The sequence below is a fragment of the Mesorhizobium sp. ES1-3 genome, from assembly GCF_020164795.1.
Lineage (GTDB): Bacteria > Pseudomonadota > Alphaproteobacteria > Rhizobiales > Rhizobiaceae > Mesorhizobium.
The window spans coordinates 76,906-95,432 of sequence record NZ_JAIUGW010000014.1 but is presented as its reverse complement, the minus strand read 5'-3'; the positions used below and the strand labels follow the sequence as shown (position 1 = coordinate 95,432).

Below are 18,527 nucleotides of genomic sequence, written 5' to 3'. Positions count from 1 at the left end.
GTTCGCGCTTTACCAGCGGTAGTGTGCGAAAGCGCGGTTGGCTTCAGCCATCTTGTGGGTGTCTTCACGCTTCTTCACGGCGGTGCCGCGGTTGTTGGCCGCGTCCATCAGCTCGCCGGAGAGTCGGTCGACCATGGTGGTCTCGTTGCGGTTGCGGGCCGCGGCGATCAGCCAGCGGATCGCCAGCGCCTGGCGGCGCTCTGGGCGCACGTCGACCGGAACCTGGTAGGTGGCGCCGCCGACGCGACGCGAACGTACTTCCACATGCGGCGCGACATTGTCGAGCGCCTGGTGGAAGACGGTGACCGGCTCCTGCTTGGTCTTCGACTGGACCTGGTCCAACGCCCCGTAGACGATGGTCTCGGCAACCGACTTCTTGCCGTCATACATGACGGCGTTCATGAACTTGGTGACGATCAGATCGCCGAACTTGGGATCCGGGTTGATCTCACGCTTTTCTGCACTGTGACGACGCGACATGGCTTTTGTCTCTCAATCTCATAGCCTTGCGCAGGAAAGCGCCAAGGCCGGAAAATCTTACTTCGGACGCTTAGCGCCGTACTTCGAACGGCGCTGCTTGCGGTTCTTGACGCCCTGCGTGTCGAGCACGCCGCGGATGATGTGGTAGCGCACGCCCGGAAGATCCTTGACGCGGCCGCCGCGGATCATGACCACGGAGTGTTCCTGAAGGTTGTGACCTTCGCCGGGGATGTAACCGATCACTTCAAAACCATTGGTCAGGCGGATCTTGGCCACCTTGCGCAGCGCCGAGTTCGGCTTCTTCGGCGTCGTCGTATAGACGCGCGTGCAGACGCCCCGCTTCTGCGGGTTCTGCTGCATGGCCGGGACCTTGTTGCGCTTCACCGGCGCAATGCGCGGCTTGCGGATCAGCTGGTTGACGGTAGGCATTAAACCCTCTTGTCTCTCAATTCCGTGTCTCGTGCCGGTCAAGGCTCGCTCAAAGCGTCATTTCCATACGCAAATTCGGGCCACAAACCGCGCCTCGCGGTCTTGCCCGAACAAATCGCAGAGGAAGCGGAAACCGCTTCGTGCACGCCGGAAATGTCTTTTCGCTCGTAAAACGAACCCTGTTTGAGGCAAACTCCAAAGCGTGTCGCTTCGGAAGGGAGAGCCTCACATCGGTTCTGACTGGGCGGCTTCTACTCGTAAGCCCGCGAACCGTCAACCCCGCAGCGGCAAATATTGCATCGAAGCCGGGGCTTGGCAGCCATGCGAAAACCGCATGTAATTTTCTTTCGCCGTTTTGCAAGGCCGAGGAAGAAAGTGACCGGCCTTTGGTTGTTGCGGGGCCTTGCTTCGTGCGAAAATGGCCGCATGAACACAGACAATCCCTCGCCGCGGAGGAATCGACCCGTGAACGACAATGAAGAACGCCCGGTCACCATCATCACCGGCCGGGTGTGGAAGAAGAAAGGCGGCACGCCGGAAGGCGTGCATGTCATGCTGGTGGCGCCCGATGACGATTCGGCCGTCCGCCGCGCGCTCGAATCGCTCGCGGCGGAAGGCTACGCCGAAGCCGAACTCGACCAGATCGGCGACATGGAGGGCGAGCCCGACGATGAGCCGCATCTTTCGGCCTTCCAGGGCGCACTCGAAGGCGAAGTGTCGATCGTGACCTTCGACGTGCCGATCTGATCGCAGGCGTGACGCCCCTCGCCTGCCCTGCGCCATGGTGCCGATTCGTTCGGATGGCTGGCATGGTCGACGCTTGCCCGTCATGGCCGATCTGCTAAGAGACGCGCAGTCGTCCAAACCCGGCGGAGCCTCATGTCCTCATCCATCTCGCCCATAAGAATCGGCATTGTCGGCGTCGGCAAGATCGTCCGCGACCAACACCTTCCGGCACTGGCCAAGGATCGGGACTACCAGCTGATCGCGGCGGCCAGCCGGCACGGCAAGGTCGACGGCATCGCGAATTTCCCCGATATTGAGACTATGCTTGGCGCGGTTCCCGAACTCGACGCGGTGTCGCTGTGCATGCCGCCGCAGTTCCGCTACGATTCCGCGCGCAAGGCGCTCGAGGCCGGAAAGCACGTCTTCCTGGAAAAACCGCCGGGTGCCACGGTCAGCGAGGTCGAGGACCTGAAGGCGTTCGCGGCGAAACAAGGCGTTTCGCTATTCGCCAGCTGGCATTCGCGCTACGCGCCGGCGGTGGAAGCGGCGCGGACATTCCTGGCTTCGACCAAAATCAAATCGGCGGCGATCGTCTGGAAGGAAGATGTGCGCCGCTGGCACCCGAACCAGGACTGGATCTGGCAGCCTGGCGGTTTCGGCGTCTTCGATCCCGGCATCAACGCGCTGTCGATCGCAACCTACATCCTGCCGGCCATGTACATCACCTCGGCCGTGCTCGATTTTCCGGAGAACCGTGATGCACCGATCGCGGCCCAGGTCGTCTTCCGCGCGGCGAACGGATCCGATGTGACGATGGATCTCGACTGGTTGCAGACCGGACCGCAGAGCTGGGACATCCTGGCCGACACGGATGCTGGACAGATGGTGCTCTCGGGTGGCGGCTCGAAGCTCGCCGTCGATGGCAATATCGGACACGAGGAGCCGGAAGCGGAATATCCGATGCTCTATCGGCGATTTGCCGAGATCGTCCACGCCCGAACGTCGGATGTGGACCTGGCGCCACTCCAGCACGTGGCCGACGCGTTCATGCTGGGCAAGCGCAATGTGGTGGAAGCGTTTTTCGACTGAAGGTCACCGGGTGCCCCCTGGCCTCAGTCGACGATCGCGATGGCAAAGCCGTCATAACCCTTGGCGCCGACGGTCTGGATGGCGGTGCCGTCCAGGCGTTTGTCGCCGCCGATGAAGGAAAACGCCGCGCGTGCGCCTTCGACATTGGCATCGCGGCCATCCTCATCCAGCACGGCGCCGTCACGGATGACGTTGTCGCAGACGATGACCGTTCCGGAGCGCGACAGCCGCAAGGCCCAGGACAGATAGTTCGGGTTGTTCGGCTTGTCGGCATCGATGAAGACGAGATCGAACGGGCCGGCATTCTCGCCACCGAGTGCGGCGAGCGATTGGAGCGCTGAACCGACGCGCAATTCCACGCGGTCCGCGACATCGGCCCGCTCGAAATTCGAACGCGCGACGCTGGCATGATGCGGATCGAGTTCGAGCGTCACGACCTTGCCCTCGGCGGGCAGTCCCCGCGCCATCCAGATGGTCGAATAGCCGCCCAGCGTGCCGATCTCGAGCACCTTTTTCGCGCCGCTGATGCGCACCAGCAGCGAGAGCAGTTTTCCTTGCGCCGCCGAGACGTCGATCGCCGGCAGGCCATTGTCACGGTTGGCCGCCAGAACCGCGTCGAGAACGGGATCCGCCTCGAAGAGCGAGGAAACGATGTAGTTGTCGACAGCCGTCCAGGTCTTCGTGCTCATCTGCTTTCCTCCGATCGTAGAAATGAAAAAGCCGCCGGGTTGCCCCGACGGCTTCTGTTGCCCGAGATCTTTGCCGCCCCGCTTACTGCGCGGCGGTCGTCATGTCCGCCAGCATCGGCTCGGCGACTTCCACACCGGAGGCCTTGCGGCGCTCGTCGATGATGAGTTCGTCGCGCGAGGTGGCGATGCGCCGGATCTGGCTCATCGTGCCGCCGGTACCGGCCGGGATCAGCCGGCCGACGATGACGTTTTCCTTCAAGCCCTGCAGCATGTCGGTCTTGCCGGCAACCGCGGCTTCCGTCAGCACCCTGGTCGTCTCCTGGAAGGAGGCGGCCGAGATGAAGGACGGCGTCTGCAGCGATGCCTTGGTGATGCCGAGCAGCACCGGCTGGCCTTCGGCCGGCTTCTTGCCGTCCTCGACCAGGCGCTCGTTGACCTCTTCCAGTTCGATCACGTCGACGTGGTCGCCCGGGATGTAGGTCGAGTCGCCCTGCACCGTGATCTCGACCTTCTGCAGCATCTGGCGAACGATCACCTCGATGTGCTTGTCGTTGATCGACACGCCCTGCAGGCGGTAGACTTCCTGGATCTCGTTGACGAGGTAGGAAGCAAGTGCCTCCACGCCCTTGATCGCCAGGATGTCGTGCGGCGCCGGATTGCCGTCGAGGATGTAGTCGCCCTTCTCGATGACGTCGCCGTCCTGGAGATGGAACGGCTTGCCCTTCGGGATCAGGTACTCGACCGGCTCGAGCGTCGAGTCGTGCGGCTCGATGATGATGCGGCGCTTGTTCTTGTAGTCGCGGCCGAAGCGGATCGTGCCATCGATCTCGGCGATGATGGCGTGATCCTTCGGACGACGTGCCTCGAACAGTTCGGCAACACGCGGCAGACCGCCGGTGATGTCCTTGGTCTTGGCGCTTTCCATCGGGATACGCGCCAAGACGTCGCCGGGGCGAACCTGGGCACCCGGCTCGACCGAGAGAATGGCCTCGACCGAGAGCAGGAAGCGGGCATCGCCGCCCTTCGACAGCTTGCCGACCTTGCCCTTGGAGTCCAGGATGGCAATCGCGGGCTTGAGGTCGTTGCCGCGCGGCGTCGAACGCCAGTCGATGACCTCACGCTTGGTGATACCGGTCGACTCGTCGGCCGTTTCCTGAACGGAAATACCGTCGACCAGATCCTCGTACGACACCTTGCCCTCGATTTCCGTGAGGACAGGACGGGTATAGGGATCCCACTCGGCGATACGCTGACCGCGCTTCACCTTGTCGCCATCGTCCACGAAGATGCGTGAACCATAGGTGACACGGTGCGTCGCGCGCTCCTTGCCGGCTTCGTCGAGGATCAGCACCGCCATGTTGCGGCCCATGACCATCTGCTGGCCGTCCGAATTGCGCACCACGTTGCGGTTGCGGATCTCGACCTTGCCCTCATAGGAGGCTTCAAGGAACGAGCTATCCACCACCTGCGCGGTACCGCCCATGTGGAAGGTACGCATGGTGAGCTGCGTGCCCGGCTCGCCGATCGACTGCGCCGCGATGACGCCGACGGCCTCGCCCTGGTTGACCGGGGTGCCGCGGGCTAGGTCGCGTCCGTAGCAGACCGCGCAGACGCCGATCCTGACTTCGCAGGTCAGGGCCGAGCGGATGCGGACCGACTGCACGCCTGCCTTTTCGATCTGCTCGACGTCACGCTCGTCCATCAGCGTTCCGGCCTTGACCAGAACCTCGCCCGACACCGGATGGGTAATGTCGTCGAGCGATGTGCGGCCCAGCACGCGCTGGCCGACCGAAGCGACGACCTGACCGGCATCGACGATCGGCTGCATGGTGAGGCCCTTGTCGGTGCCGCAATCCACGGAGTTGACGATGCAGTCCTGCGCCACGTCGACCAGACGACGGGTGAGGTAACCCGAGTTCGCCGTTTTCAAGGCGGTGTCGGCCAGACCCTTGCGGGCGCCGTGGGTCGAGTTGAAGTACTCGAGCACGGTCAGGCCTTCCTTGAAGTTCGAGATGATCGGCGTCTCGATGATTTCACCCGACGGCTTGGCCATCAGGCCGCGCATGCCGGCGAGCTGACGCATCTGGGTGGGCGAGCCGCGCGCACCGGAGTGCGACATCATGTAGATCGAGTTCATCGGCTTCTGACGGCCATTGTCCTCGAACTCGACCGCCTTGATGCGGGCCATCATTTCGTCGGCGACCTTTTCCGAGCACTTGGCCCAGGCGTCGACGACCTTGTTGTACTTCTCGCCCTGCGTGATCAGGCCGTCATTGTACTGCTGCTCGTACTCCTTGGCCAAGGCCTCGGTGTCCGACACCAGCTTGATCTTGGTGTCCGGGATCAGCATGTCGTCCTTGCCGAACGAGATGCCGGCACGGCACGCATGAGCAAAGCCGAGCGCCATGATGCGATCGCAGAAAATGACCGTCTCCTTCTGACCGCAATGGCGGTAGACGGTGTCGATCATCTTGGAGATGTTCTTCTTGGTCATCTCCTGGTTGGCGGTCTCGTAGGGCACGTTGACGTTCTTCGGCAGAAGCTCGCCGATGATCATGCGGCCAGGCGTGGTGTCATGGATCTTCGACACGACCTTGCCTTCGGCGTCGACCGTGCGGAAGCGGCCCTTGATCTTGGCGTGCAAGGTCACGGCCTTGGTCTCGAGCGCGTGCTGGAGCTCGCCCATGTCGGCAAACACCATGCCCTCGCCCGGCTCGTTCTGGTTGACGATCGAGAGGTAGTAGAGCCCCAGAACCATGTCCTGCGACGGCACGATGATCGGCGCGCCGGAGGCCGGGTGCAGGATGTTGTTGGTCGACATCATCAGCACGCGGGCTTCCAACTGCGCTTCCAGCGACAGCGGCACGTGAACGGCCATCTGGTCGCCGTCGAAGTCGGCGTTGAAGGCCGTGCAGACCAGCGGATGAAGCTGGATCGCCTTGCCTTCGATCAGGATCGGCTCGAACGCCTGGATGCCGAGGCGGTGCAGCGTCGGCGCGCGGTTCAAGAGAACCGGATGCTCGCGGATGACCTCGTCGAGGATATCCCAGACTTCCGGACGCTCCTTCTCGACCAGCTTCTTCGCCTGCTTGACGGTCGAGGAGTAACCCTTGGCGTCGAGGCGGGCGTAGATGAAGGGCTTGAACAGTTCGAGCGCCATCTTCTTCGGCAGGCCGCACTGATGCAGCTTGAGCTCCGGACCGGTGACGATGACCGAGCGGCCGGAATAGTCGACGCGCTTGCCGAGCAGGTTCTGACGGAACCGGCCCTGCTTGCCCTTGAGCATGTCGGACAGCGACTTCAGCGGACGCTTGTTGGCGCCGGTGATGACACGGCCGCGACGGCCGTTGTCGAACAGCGCATCGACGGCTTCCTGCAGCATGCGCTTTTCATTGCGCACGATGATGCCTGGCGCGCGCAGCTCGATCAGCCGCTTCAGGCGGTTGTTGCGGTTGATCACGCGGCGATAGAGATCGTTCAGGTCCGATGTCGCGAAGCGTCCACCATCCAGGGGAACCAGCGGGCGCAGGTCCGGCGGGATCACCGGAACGACCTTCATTATCATCCATTCCGGACGATTGCCGGACTCCATGAAGTTCTCGACGACCTTGAGCCGCTTCAGATACTTCTTCTGCTTCAGCTCGGACGTGGTCGAAGCCAGTTCCGAACGCAGGTCGCCGGCGATCTTCTCCAGGTCCATGCCGGCCAGAAGGTCATGAATGGCCTCGGCGCCGATCATGGCGGTGAAGGAATCCTCGCCATATTCGTCGACGGCGATCATGTACTCTTCCTCGCTGAGCAGCTGGTGCTCCTTCAGCGCGGTGAGGCCGGGCTCGGTGACGATGTAGTTCTCGAAGTAAAGGACGCGCTCGATGTCCTTCAGCGTCATGTCGAGCAGCGTGCCGATGCGCGAGGGCAGCGACTTCAGGAACCAGATATGGGCGACGGGTGCCGCCAGCTCGATATGGCCCATGCGCTCGCGGCGAACGCGCGACAGCGTCACTTCGACGCCGCACTTCTCGCAGATGACGCCCTTGTACTTCATGCGCTTGTACTTGCCGCACAGGCATTCATAGTCCTTGATCGGGCCAAAAATGCGCGCGCAGAACAGACCGTCACGCTCCGGCTTGAAGGTGCGGTAGTTGATGGTCTCCGGCTTCTTGATCTCGCCGAACGACCAGGACAGAATCTTCTCAGGGCTGGCAAGCGAAATCCGGATGGAATCGAACACCTGCGCAGGCGCCTGCGGATTGAAGAGATTCATGACCTCTTGGTTCATGCCGTTCTCCTTTTCGGGGTCCTCGAAAACCCCTTGCATCTAACGCGGGCCGAATGCCCGCTGAGTGGTCGGCCCACCGGCCGTCGAATTTCGTGGACGCGCCGCGGCATTCCGCGACGCGCCATAGCCTTTACTCGGCTGCGTCCGGCAGTCGAACCGGAGCTTCGTCGAGCTTGGTGTTCTCCAACTCGACATTGAGGCCAAGCGACCGCATTTCCTTGACGAGCACGTTGAAGCTCTCGGGAATGCCTGCCTCGAACGTGTCGTCGCCACGCACGATCGCCTCGTAGACCTTGGTGCGGCCGGCGACGTCGTCCGACTTCACCGTCAGCATCTCCTGCAGCGTGTAGGCGGCGCCGTAGGCTTCCAGCGCCCAGACCTCCATTTCGCCGAAGCGCTGGCCACCAAACTGCGCCTTGCCGCCCAGCGGCTGCTGGGTGACGAGCGAGTACGGGCCGATCGAACGCGCGTGGATCTTGTCGTCCACCAGGTGGTGAAGCTTGAGCATGTAGATATAGCCCATCGTCACCTTGCGATCGAACGGCTCGCCGGTGCGGCCGTCATAGAGCTGCGACTGACCGCTGGTGTGCAGGCCCGCCTGCTCCAGCATGATGTTGATGTCAGCCTCATGCGCGCCGTCGAACACCGGGGTCGCAATGGAGACGCCGCGGCGCATCTGCTCGCTGAGGCGAACGATGCTCTCGTCGTCATATTCGCGGACCGGCTCGTTGCGGTCGTTGGACGGCATGAAGCTTTCCAACGTCTTGCGCAACGGCTTGATGTCGCCGGCAGCCTTATACGTGTCGATCAGTTCGCCGATCTTCCTGCCCATGCCGGCACAAGCCCAGCCCAGATGCGTTTCCAGGATCTGGCCGACATTCATGCGGCTCGGCACACCCAGCGGGTTGAGCACGATGTCGGCATGCGTGCCGTCCTCGAGGAAAGGCATGTCCTCGACCGGAACGATGCGCGACACGACACCCTTGTTGCCATGACGGCCGGCCATCTTGTCGCCGGGCTGCATCTTGCGCTTCACCGCCACGAAGACCTTGACCATCTTCATGACGCCCGGAGGCATTTCGTCGCCGCGCTGCACCTTCTCGACCTTGTCCATGAAGCGCTGTTCGAGCGCCTTCTTGGAGTCGTCGTACTGGCCACGCAGGGCTTCCAGTTCGCTCTGGAGCTTCTCGTTCTCCACCGCGAACTGCCACCACTGAGAACGCGGATACTCGTCGAGCGTGTCCTTGGACAGCGTCGAGCCCTTCTTGAAGCCCTTCGGTCCAGCGATCGCTTCCTTGCCGACGAGAACGTCGGAAAGACGCGCATAGACGTTGCGATCCAGGATCGCCTGCTCGTCGTCACGGTCCTTGGCGAGGCGTTCGATCTCCTCGCGCTCTATCGCCATGGCGCGCTCGTCCTTCTCCACACCGTGGCGATTGAACACGCGCACCTCGACGACCGTGCCGAAGGTACCCGGAGGCATGCGCATCGAAGTGTCGCGCACGTCGGAAGCCTTTTCACCGAAGATGGCGCGCAGAAGCTTCTCTTCCGGCGTCATCGGGCTTTCGCCCTTCGGCGTGATCTTGCCGACCAGGATATCGCCGGGCTGAACTTCCGCACCGATGTAGACGATGCCGGCTTCGTCGAGGTTCTTCAGCGCTTCTTCCGAGACGTTGGGGATATCGCGCGTGATTTCCTCCGGACCGAGCTTGGTGTCGCGCGCCATGACCTCGAACTCCTCGATATGGATCGAGGTAAAGACGTCGTCGGCGACGATACGCTCGGAGAGCAGGATCGAGTCCTCGTAGTTGTAGCCGTTCCACGGCATGAACGCGACCAGCACGTTGCGGCCGAGCGCCAGATCACCGAGCTCGGTCGACGGACCGTCGGCGATGATGTCGCCCTTGTTGACCCGGTCACCCATGCGCACCAGCGGACGCTGATTGATGCAGGTGTTCTGGTTCGAACGCTGGAACTTCATCAGCCGGTAGATGTCGACGCCGGACTTGCCCGGGTCGAGATCCTCGGTGGCGCGGATAACGATACGCGTAGCGTCCACCTGGTCGACGATGCCGCCGCGGCGGGCGCCGATGGCGGCGCCCGAGTCACGGGCGACGATCGGCTCCATTCCGGTGCCGACGAACGGCGCCTCGGCGCGCACCAGCGGCACGGCCTGACGCTGCATGTTCGAGCCCATCAGAGCGCGGTTGGCGTCGTCGTTCTCGAGGAACGGGATGAGCGCCGCGGCAACAGACACCATCTGCTTGGGCGACACGTCCATCAGGTCGACGTTTTCGCGCGGCGCCATCATCACTTCGCCGGCGCTGCGGCAAATGACGAACTCGTCGACGAAGCCGCCGTTCTTGTCGAGCTCGGCATTGGCCTGCGCGACATGGTGCTTGGCCTCTTCCATCGCCGAGAGATAGACGACGTCATTGGTCAGCTTGCCGTCGACGATCTTGCGGTACGGGCTTTCGATGAAGCCGTATTTGTTGACGCGCGCGAAGGTCGCCAGCGAGTTGATCAGACCGATATTCGGGCCTTCCGGCGTCTCGATCGGGCAGATGCGGCCGTAATGCGTCGGGTGCACGTCGCGCACCTCGAAGCCGGCACGCTCGCGGGTCAGACCGCCCGGTCCAAGCGCCGAGAGACGACGCTTGTGGGTGATCTCCGACAGCGGATTGGTCTGATCCATGAACTGCGACAGCTGCGAGGAACCGAAGAACTCGCGCACGGCGGCGGCCGCCGGCTTGGCGTTGATCAGGTCCTGCGGCATGACCGTGTCGATCTCGATCGAGGACATGCGTTCCTTGATCGCCCGCTCCATGCGAAGCAGGCCGACGCGGTACTGGTTCTCCATCAGTTCGCCGACCGAACGCACGCGGCGGTTGCCGAGATTGTCGATGTCGTCGATCTCGCCCTTGCCGTCACGCAGTTCGACCAGCGTCCTGACCACGGCCAGGATGTCGTCCTTGCGCAGCACGCGCACGGTGTCCTCGGCCTTGAGCTCGAGGCGCATGTTCATCTTGACGCGGCCGACGGCGGACAGGTCGTAGCGCTCACTGTCGAAGAACAGCGAGTTGAACATGGCTTCGGCGGTCTCGAGCGTCGGCGGCTCGCCCGGGCGCATGACACGGTAGATGTCGAACAGCGCGTCCTGGCGGCTCTCGTTCTTGTCGACGGCGAGCGTGTTGCGGATATAGGCGCCGACATTGACATGGTCGATGTCGAGGACCTGGATCTCCTGCTCGCCAGTGCCGAGCAGCACCTTGAGCGTCTTGTCGTCGATCTCGTCGCCGGCCTCGAGGAAAATCTCGCCGGTGGCGTAGTTGACGATGTCCTCGGCCAGGTAGTTGCCCAGCAGATCCTCATCGGTCGCCTTGATCGCCTTGAGACCCTTCTCGCCGAGCTGACGCGCCTGGCGGGCGGTGATCTTCTTGCCCGCCTCGACGACGATCTCGCCGGTGTCGGCGTCGACAAGGTCGCCGACGGCTTTGAGGCCGCGGAAACGCTCGACGTTGAACGGAATGCGCCAATGGTCGCCGGCGCGCTTGTAGGTGATCTTGTTGTAGAAGGTCGACAGGATCTCCTCGCCGTCCATGCCGAGCGCCATCAGCAGCGACGTCACGGGGATCTTGCGGCGACGATCGATGCGGGCGTGCACGACGTCCTTGGAATCGAACTCGATGTCGAGCCACGAGCCACGGTAGGGGATGACGCGGGCGGCAAACAGAAGCTTGCCCGACGAGTGCGACTTGCCCTTGTCGTGGTCGAAGAAGACGCCCGGCGAGCGGTGCATCTGCGAGACGATGACGCGCTCGGTGCCGTTGACGATGAAGGTGCCGTTCAAGGTCATGAGCGGCATGTCGCCCATATAGACGTCCTGCTCCTTGATGTCCTTGATCGACTTGGCACCGGTATCCTCGTCGATATCGAACACGATGAGGCGCAGCGTCACCTTCAGCGGCGCGGCATAAGTCAGGTCGCGCTGGCGGCATTCGTCAACGTCGAATTTCGGTCCTTCGAACTCGTACTTCACGAACTCCAGCATGGAGGAGCCGGAAAAATCGGAGATCGGGAAGACCGACTTGAAAACAGCCTGCAGCCCTTCGTCCGGACGTCCGCCCTTGGGCTCGTCCACCATCAGGAACTGGTCATAGGATGCCTTCTGAACCTCGATGAGGTTCGGCATCTCCGCAACTTCCGGGATCTTTCCGAAGAACTTGCGTACGCGTCTGCGGCCATTGAAAGTCTGGGTCTGGGCCATCGTCGCTCCTTAGCTCTAAACTCGGGACGAACCTCGCCGCGGTTCGTCTTGCATACTTAGCCACCTGGGCGGCGGCTCTCTGTCTGTTCTCCGGCCGCCTTTCCAATTGCTTGGCGGCTACCGGCTAAAACGGGAGAAAACCCGTTTCCTGAAGGCCGGTTTACGGCCCTCAGGAAAGAGGTTTTCGTACATCTCGCGTCACGCAGCCTCCCTGGTCACCCAAGGGAGTGGCGGACGGCGCGAGGCCGCCCGCCGCTTGATACGCTTACTTCAGGTCGACCTTGGCGCCGGCTGCTTCCAGCTGGGCCTTGAACTTGTCGGCGTCGGCCTTGGAAACGGCTTCCTTGACCGGCTTCGGAGCCGCTTCGACCAGGTCCTTGGCTTCCTTGAGGCCAAGGCCGGTGATGGCGCGGACTTCCTTGATGACGTTGATCTTCTGAGCGCCGGCGTCGGTGAGGACGACGTCGAATTCCGTCTTTTCCTCGACGGGGGCAGCAGCAGCGGCAGCGCCGCCAGCAGCGGCAACCGCGACCGGAGCGGCAGCCGAAACGCCCCACTTTTCTTCCAGAAGCTTCGACAGCTCAGCCGCCTCGAGGACGGTCAGCTTCGAAAGGTCGTCTACGATCTTTGCGAGATCAGCCATTGTTGTATTCCTTCGTTAGGTTCGAACGTGTGTTTTTGATAGCGAGGAACGGCCTCATGCCGCCTCGTCCTTCCGGGCGTAAGCGCCGATGACGCGCGCGACCGAGGCCGCTGGCGCATTGACGATCTGGGCGATCCGGGTTGCCGGCGTGGCGATCATGCCAACCAGCCTGGCGCGCAGCTCATCCAGCGACGGAAGTGTGGCGAGTGCCTTCACACCGTCGGCGTTGAGCGAGGTGGTGCCCATTGCGCCGCCGAGAATGACGAGCTTGTCATTCCCCTTGGCGAAATCGGACGCGACCTTCGGCGCCGCAATCGGATCCTCCGAATAGGCGATCAGCGTCTGTCCCTTGAACAGGTCGATGATCGATGCGGAGTCCGTGCCCTGAAGAGCGATCTTGGCGAGACGGTTCTTCGCGACTTTAACGGTGCCACCGGCGGCGCGCATTTTCGACCGAAGGTCGTTCATTTGCGCGACGGTGATACCGGCATAGTGGGCCACGACGACTGAACCTGCGCCCGAAAACGCATCATTCAGGCCCGTGACGAGTTCGCGTTTTTCCGCTCTGTCCACTGCCTATCTCCAGTTGACCCCAGTCCTGTTGATGGGAACATTCCCATTTTCGAGGACAGGCGTCGGGTTGCCTTTTGCCGGCCGGGCCATCCAGTAACGGATCTCCCGAACGACGCTCGAGGATCCTGCCCCCTTTCGCCACATCGACGGACAAGCCGGCGATGCGCAGACAAAAGGCAAACACGGTTCGAACCTTTCATTGGAGCTTGTTGCTCCGTTGTCCGGTTTTCACCCGTCTCATGCAGGCCCACATGAATTAAGGCCCTCCTCTTGAATCAAGACTTGGGCCGCCCGCAATCTCGGACAGGATGTCCGGAAGCCTTCCGGCTTCCGGTACCGGGCCCAGGATAAATCCAAGGCCCGGAATTCAGTCACGGACCGGCCTTCGAGCGGCCGATCCAAATGGTCCAATCAGGACGCGGCGAGCGTCGAGACGTCGAGCTTGAGGCCCGGGCCCATCGTCGAGGTGACAGACACCTTCTTGACGTAGTTGCCCTTGGCGCCAGTCGGCTTTGCCTTGGTCACCGCATCGGCGAAGGCACGGACGTTCTCTTCCAGCGCCTTGACGTCGAACGAGACCTTGCCGACGCCGGCATGAACGATGCCGGCCTTTTCGACGCGGAACTCGACCGCGCCGCCCTTCGAGGCCTTGACGGCCGCGGCGACGTCGGTGGTGACGGTGCCGACCTTCGGGTTCGGCATCATGCCGCGCGGGCCGAGCACCTTACCGAGACGGCCGACGAGCGGCATCATGTCCGGCGTGGCGATGCAGCGATCGAAATCGATCGTGCCCTTCTGGACGATGTCGACCAGATCCTCGGCACCGACGATGTCGGCGCCGGCGGCCTTGGCCTCTTCAGCCTTGTCGCCACGGGCGAACACGGCGACGCGGACCGAGCGGCCGGTGCCGTTCGGCAGGTTGACCACGCCGCGGACCATCTGGTCGGCATGACGCGGGTCGACGCCGAGGTTCATGGCGACTTCGATGGTCTCGTCGAACTTGACCGAGGAACGATCCTTGAGCAGCTTCAGCGCATCACCGAGCGCGTAAGCCTTGTTGGGATCGATGCCTTCACGGGTCTTCGATACACGCTTTGCAATCTTTGCCATGATCTTAGCCCACCACTTCCAGACCCATCGAGCGGGCGGAGCCCTCGACCATACGCATGGCCGCTTCGACGTCGTTCGCGTTCAGATCCTTCATCTTGGCGGTCGCGATTTCGCGAACCTTGTCGCGCGAAACGGTACCAGCCTTGACCTTGCCCGGTTCCTTCGAGCCCGACTTCAGGTTCGCGGCCTTCTTCAGGAAGTAGCTCACCGGTGGCGTCTTCATGACGAAGGTGAACGACTTGTCCTGGTAATAGGTGATGACGACCGGAACCGGCGATCCCTTTTCCATTTCCTGGGTCTGCGCGTTGAACGCCTTGCAGAACTCCATGATGTTGATGCCACGCTGACCAAGCGCCGGGCCGATCGGGGGCGACGGCGTAGCCGATCCCGCGGAGACCTGGAGCTTGAGCTGGCCTGCAATTTTCTTAGCCATCTCTTTTCCTGCCTTTGTCTATGCCGGCCCCACGATCTGGGAAACACCGGCGGTTGCAGTCTGGTGGTGCGGTTCTTGCGGCCGGCTAAAGCCGCCTTCGCCTCCCACCGTTCTCGAGGCCGCGCGCTGCCGCACCGCCTCCCCTGATCGCCAGACCGGCATCAGGGATTTCGGATCAGCCCTTTTCGACCTGTCCGAATTCCAGATCGACAGGCACGGCGCGCCCGAAGATCGAAACTTCCACCTTGAGCCGCGCCCGCTCCTCGTCCACTTCCTGGACGAAACCGTTGAACGACGCGAAGGGGCCATCCGAAACGCGGATCGCCTCGCCGATCTCGAAGGTGACCGAGGGCTTCGGCCGCTCGACGCCTTCCTGCACCTGGTTCAGGATGCGCTGCGCTTCCGCCTCGGTGATCGGCACCGGCTTGGAATCTCCAAGGAAACCGGTGACCTTCGGCGTGTTCTTGACCAGCGAGAACACGGCGTCGGTCAAGTTGGCCTTCAGAAGCACATAGCCCGGGAAGAACTTGCGCTCGGCGTCGACCTTGCGGCCACGACGAACCTCGACGACCTTCTCGGTCGGCACCACGATCTGCTCGATATCGGCAGACAGGCCCTTCTGCTTGGCCTTGTTCTCGATGTCCTCGGCGACCTTCTTCTCGAAGTTCGAATAGGCGTGGACGATGTACCAGCGCGTAGCCATTTTTACGACTTCTCCGTAATCGCCGGACTTAGCGTCCAATGCCCAGAATCTGCTCGACCGCAAGGCCCATGAGCTGATCGGCGGTGAAGAAGAAGATCATCGCGATCACAGCGAAGGCCAGGACCATGATCGTCGAGATCATCGTCTCGCGGCGCGACGGCCAAGTCACCTTGGCTGTCTCCGCGCGCACCTGCTGGAGAAAGACGAAAGGATTTGTGGTTTTCGAAGCCATATGCCGCCTGTGTTCAAGACCCGTTGGCCGGGCCCCCTGGATGATCCCGCTGGCCGGGACGTGCCGCCTGAGCCCAATCTCGCGCCGAATCAGCGCAATCATTTCGCCCATGCAAATCAGACGCGTAAAGCCGGCTTCCCAGCTTCACGCGTCGCGTGTCTGTTTCGTCTACATAAAACCGATTCTTGATCCACGCAAGTGGCAAGTGCCCGCTTTATGACCAAACGCCGCCTCGGAACCATCCAGTCGTTCCGTCCCGGCTATGGCGCCTTTATGCCCCAATCGGCCCAATATGGCAAGCGGGGCGCCGATTTTCAAAGGCCGCCCGAAAAAAATCGTTGTACTGCCATCTTGGAAAAATGGCACGGGCAGCAGGGCTCGAACCTACGACCTGCGGTTTTGGAGACCGCCGCTCTACCAACTGAGCTATGCCCGTACACGCGCGCCTCGGCGCAGCAGGGGCTTCCTAAAAGCTTCCGCACGCTCTGTAAAGAGCGGTTTGCAGCAAACATGCCTTAACCCCTGCGCCAGAAATCGGGATAGTCGACGACCAGCCCATCGGCACCGATCTCCAGCTCCCGCCAGCAGTCGCTGGCGCGCGATTCATAGAGGTATCGCCTGCCCTCTTCGAGGCATGTGTAACGCTGCGGGTTGCACACGACCGTGCCAGCGCACGATCCTGGCATCTTGCGGCATCGATCATCCACCTCCCCGGTAACCGGAAGCTACTTTGCGTCCGGCACCCGGTACGGCCCGCCAGGCACGCCCCAGTCCCAGGCCGGCATCGGTTCGGTCTCGGGATCGCAGGTCTCGCCGAGATTGGAATTCATCTTGGCCAGCCGCGATCCCCATTCGACATAGCCCATGAAGGCTGACCGGAATTCGGGATCGTCCGGCAGGCCGACCTCATCCGCCGCGTCGGCGAGAAGATTGATCCAGCGGCGGCGCTGCTCCTCGGTCAAATGCTTGCCCAGGTGGTGCATGACCATTTCGCGGTGGCCGCCAAATTCCTCGCTGTAGGTTTTCGGTCCACTGAAGACCTCACCGATGAAGGCCGCGACGTGGGCGGGGTGATCCGGCGACATGTGCTTGAACACCGGGCCAACGACCGGATCTCGTGCCACCTTGTCGTAGAAGGTTTGCGTCAGCCGGTTCAGTGCCTCGCTGCCGCCGGCCCATTCGTAGAGTGTCGGAACGTCCTGGCTCATTTCGCTTCCTCTGTCCGGCCCCCGAAACGATGGTGACGATGACGATAGCGGAAATACCGAGGACGGCTCAACCTGCCTCGATGGCCAGTCCGGACGCTACAGCTTCGCGTGCGCGTCGGCCTCGGCGTTGGCTGACGGCATGACCCGGCAGTTGTCCGGCTTCGGCGCCGACTTGCAGATGGTGGCGCCGGTCAACTCGTCCCCGGACTGGCGCCCGGTCGCCAACCCGAATTTCAGCATTGTGTCCTGATCGAGCTGTCGTTGGCTCGTGGAGAGTTGCATGGCCGCAAACAGGCCGGGCCCGATCGTCATCTCCTTGAGATAGGCCTTGATCTTCTGCGGCTGCTCAAGCGAGCCCACGCTGAGGCGTACATCCGGCCCGACGAGGCGCCTGGCGCCGGCAGCAACCATGATCGGGCAGGCAGAAGCGCATTCGGCGCCTGAATCGATGGTGAGACCGGTGTGGACGCCATCCTTGGCCAGGCAATTCGCCGAGGGTTCACAGTCGACGAAATCGGTGCGGGCGACGACCACGTCGAGCTTGCGTTCGCGGATCAGCCTGCCGGCGGCAAGCGCGCCCTCGACGTCGCCGCCTTGCGAACTGATCACGATCGGCAGCCTCCGCCCGCCCGCGGCATCGAGTGCAGCGCGCAGCCACTCTGGCGTGTCGCCGGTGATCGTGCCTTCCGCCGATATCCATTCCGGACAGTCGGGATTGCAAAGCGGGTTGCTGCCGCGCACGATGATGAAGCGCATTTCCGAGCCCTTCGGCGGCTCGGTCCCGGTCGGTTGAGGAGGAGTGTTGGCCTCGATGGTCGGGACGTCGGCCCGCCTCGCGTCCTTGTTACCCGGCATCTCCCGGCAGTTCGCCGGCACTGGATTTGCCTCGCAGACGGTTCCGGCGGTGAAGAGATCCACGGAATCAAGGGAGGTGACGAGATTCATCCCGAGCATGTCTTCCAGAACCAGCTGATGGATTTCGCTGGCCGGCGTGTTCTTCATCGTTTCAAGCACACCATCGCCTATCCCCATCTCCTTCAGATAGGCCGAGAGCCGCTCCTCAACCGCCTTGCTCATTTCGTAGGTCTTGTAGCTGCCTGCGTCCTTCCGGCTGATCACTTTGGTGCTAATGATCTTCTTCTTGCCGTTCACGATCCGGTAGGTGGTCCGGTACAGCAACTTCTCCCGCTGGTAGGTGGTGGTGATCTGGTGGACGCCGAGATAGGCGAAATCCCCGACCACGCGCCGGATACCGCCAGAAAACATCAGCGGGCAGGCCGAATTGCACATGGCGCCACTGTCATAAGCCATGCCGAGATAGTCGACACCCTTGCCCACATTGCAGTCCCTGATCTCCGGCGCGCAACCGGAAAGCGCCGTCGTGCCGACGGCTATATCGAGCTTGTTCTCGCGGATCATCTGACCTAGCGCCAGCGCAGCGTCGACATTGCCGCCGGGAGAGTTGACGACGACTGGCAGTTGTCGGCCTTTGAGCATCCTGAGCGCGCGCTTGAACAGCGCCGGCGTGTCCGCCTCTATGGTGCCTTCCGCCGAAATCCATTCCGGGCAATTTGGTTCGCAACCGGGGGCGCTGCTGCGCACGACGACAAAACGCATCGACGGAATCATGTCCGATGTCTCGTCTCCGGCATGCGCTGCAAAGGAG

At 62.4% G+C, this 18,527-nt stretch carries 16 protein-coding genes and 1 tRNA gene; 2 read left to right on the top strand and 15 right to left on the bottom strand.

The genetic code is table 11. The features are described 5' to 3' along the window. Positions 1 to 9: 9 nt before the first annotated feature. The gene (rpsG, locus tag LB536_RS19575; protein WP_008875664.1) at positions 10 to 480 is read right to left on the bottom strand and encodes a 30S ribosomal protein S7; all 471 of its coding nucleotides are present in this window, start codon (positions 478 to 480) and stop codon (positions 10 to 12) included. Between the two features lie 57 nt (positions 481 to 537). Then, the gene (gene rpsL, locus LB536_RS19570; RefSeq protein WP_006333356.1) at positions 538 to 909 is read right to left on the bottom strand and encodes a 30S ribosomal protein S12; all 372 of its coding nucleotides are present in this window, start codon (positions 907 to 909) and stop codon (positions 538 to 540) included. A 465-nt stretch (positions 910 to 1,374) separates the two neighbouring features. On the opposite strand from rpsL, the gene LB536_RS19565 reads away from it, so the two are divergent. Together LB536_RS19565 and LB536_RS19560 are read left to right on the top strand one after the other, a co-directional pair. Then, positions 1,375 to 1,656: a transcriptional regulator gene (locus LB536_RS19565; RefSeq protein ID WP_140765477.1), complete on the top strand. Its 282-nt coding sequence runs from the start codon at positions 1,375 to 1,377 to the stop codon at positions 1,654 to 1,656. A 144-nt stretch (positions 1,657 to 1,800) separates the two neighbouring features. Beyond that, positions 1,801 to 2,724, top strand: a complete 924-nt coding sequence (locus LB536_RS19560; RefSeq protein WP_224595614.1) for a Gfo/Idh/MocA family protein — start codon at positions 1,801 to 1,803, stop codon at positions 2,722 to 2,724. A 23-nt stretch (positions 2,725 to 2,747) separates the two neighbouring features. On the opposite strand, the gene LB536_RS19555 is transcribed toward LB536_RS19560, so the two are convergent. From LB536_RS19555 to LB536_RS19495, 13 genes are all read right to left on the bottom strand, one after another. Beyond that, positions 2,748 to 3,413 (bottom strand): O-methyltransferase, encoded by a 666-nt coding sequence (locus LB536_RS19555; RefSeq protein ID WP_224595557.1) that lies wholly within the window; start codon positions 3,411 to 3,413, stop codon positions 2,748 to 2,750. 82 nt (positions 3,414 to 3,495) lie between these two features. Further along, positions 3,496 to 7,692: a DNA-directed RNA polymerase subunit beta' gene (gene rpoC / locus LB536_RS19550; RefSeq protein ID WP_140620685.1), complete on the bottom strand. Its 4,197-nt coding sequence runs from the start codon at positions 7,690 to 7,692 to the stop codon at positions 3,496 to 3,498. A gap of 130 nt (positions 7,693 to 7,822) precedes the next feature. Beyond that, positions 7,823 to 11,959 (bottom strand): DNA-directed RNA polymerase subunit beta, encoded by a 4,137-nt coding sequence (rpoB, locus tag LB536_RS19545; protein WP_140765471.1) that lies wholly within the window; start codon positions 11,957 to 11,959, stop codon positions 7,823 to 7,825. 265 nt (positions 11,960 to 12,224) lie between these two features. Further along, positions 12,225 to 12,602 carry a 50S ribosomal protein L7/L12 gene (gene rplL, locus LB536_RS19540; RefSeq protein WP_224595552.1) on the bottom strand — a complete coding sequence of 126 codons (378 nt, stop codon included), beginning with the start codon at positions 12,600 to 12,602 and terminating at the stop codon, positions 12,225 to 12,227. A 54-nt stretch (positions 12,603 to 12,656) separates the two neighbouring features. Next, complete coding sequence (rplJ, locus tag LB536_RS19535) at positions 12,657 to 13,175, bottom strand: 50S ribosomal protein L10 (RefSeq protein WP_027146631.1); 519 nt, start codon at positions 13,173 to 13,175, stop codon at positions 12,657 to 12,659. 411 nt (positions 13,176 to 13,586) lie between these two features. Then, on the bottom strand, positions 13,587 to 14,285 hold the full coding sequence (gene rplA, locus LB536_RS19530; RefSeq protein ID WP_140811897.1) for a 50S ribosomal protein L1: 699 nt from the start codon (positions 14,283 to 14,285) through the stop codon (positions 13,587 to 13,589). A 4-nt stretch (positions 14,286 to 14,289) separates the two neighbouring features. After that, positions 14,290 to 14,718 (bottom strand): 50S ribosomal protein L11, encoded by a 429-nt coding sequence (rplK, locus tag LB536_RS19525; protein WP_010909262.1) that lies wholly within the window; start codon positions 14,716 to 14,718, stop codon positions 14,290 to 14,292. Positions 14,719 to 14,893: 175 nt separating this feature from the next. Next, positions 14,894 to 15,421 (bottom strand): transcription termination/antitermination protein NusG, encoded by a 528-nt coding sequence (nusG, locus tag LB536_RS19520; RefSeq protein ID WP_015317996.1) that lies wholly within the window; start codon positions 15,419 to 15,421, stop codon positions 14,894 to 14,896. A gap of 28 nt (positions 15,422 to 15,449) precedes the next feature. Further along, the gene (gene secE / locus LB536_RS19515) at positions 15,450 to 15,653 is read right to left on the bottom strand and encodes a preprotein translocase subunit SecE (RefSeq protein WP_027146633.1); all 204 of its coding nucleotides are present in this window, start codon (positions 15,651 to 15,653) and stop codon (positions 15,450 to 15,452) included. Between the two features lie 360 nt (positions 15,654 to 16,013). Beyond that, positions 16,014 to 16,089, bottom strand: a tRNA-Trp gene (locus LB536_RS19510). A gap of 79 nt (positions 16,090 to 16,168) precedes the next feature. Then, complete coding sequence (locus LB536_RS19505) at positions 16,169 to 16,339, bottom strand: putative glycolipid-binding domain-containing protein (protein ID WP_224595551.1); 171 nt, start codon at positions 16,337 to 16,339, stop codon at positions 16,169 to 16,171. A 39-nt stretch (positions 16,340 to 16,378) separates the two neighbouring features. After that, a complete protein-coding gene (locus tag LB536_RS19500; protein WP_224595548.1) occupies positions 16,379 to 16,861 on the bottom strand; it encodes a group II truncated hemoglobin in 483 nt (160 codons plus the stop codon). Between the two features lie 96 nt (positions 16,862 to 16,957). Beyond that, the gene (locus LB536_RS19495) at positions 16,958 to 18,478 is read right to left on the bottom strand and encodes a hypothetical protein (RefSeq protein WP_224595546.1); all 1,521 of its coding nucleotides are present in this window, start codon (positions 18,476 to 18,478) and stop codon (positions 16,958 to 16,960) included. Between the last annotated feature and the right edge of the window lie 49 nt (positions 18,479 to 18,527).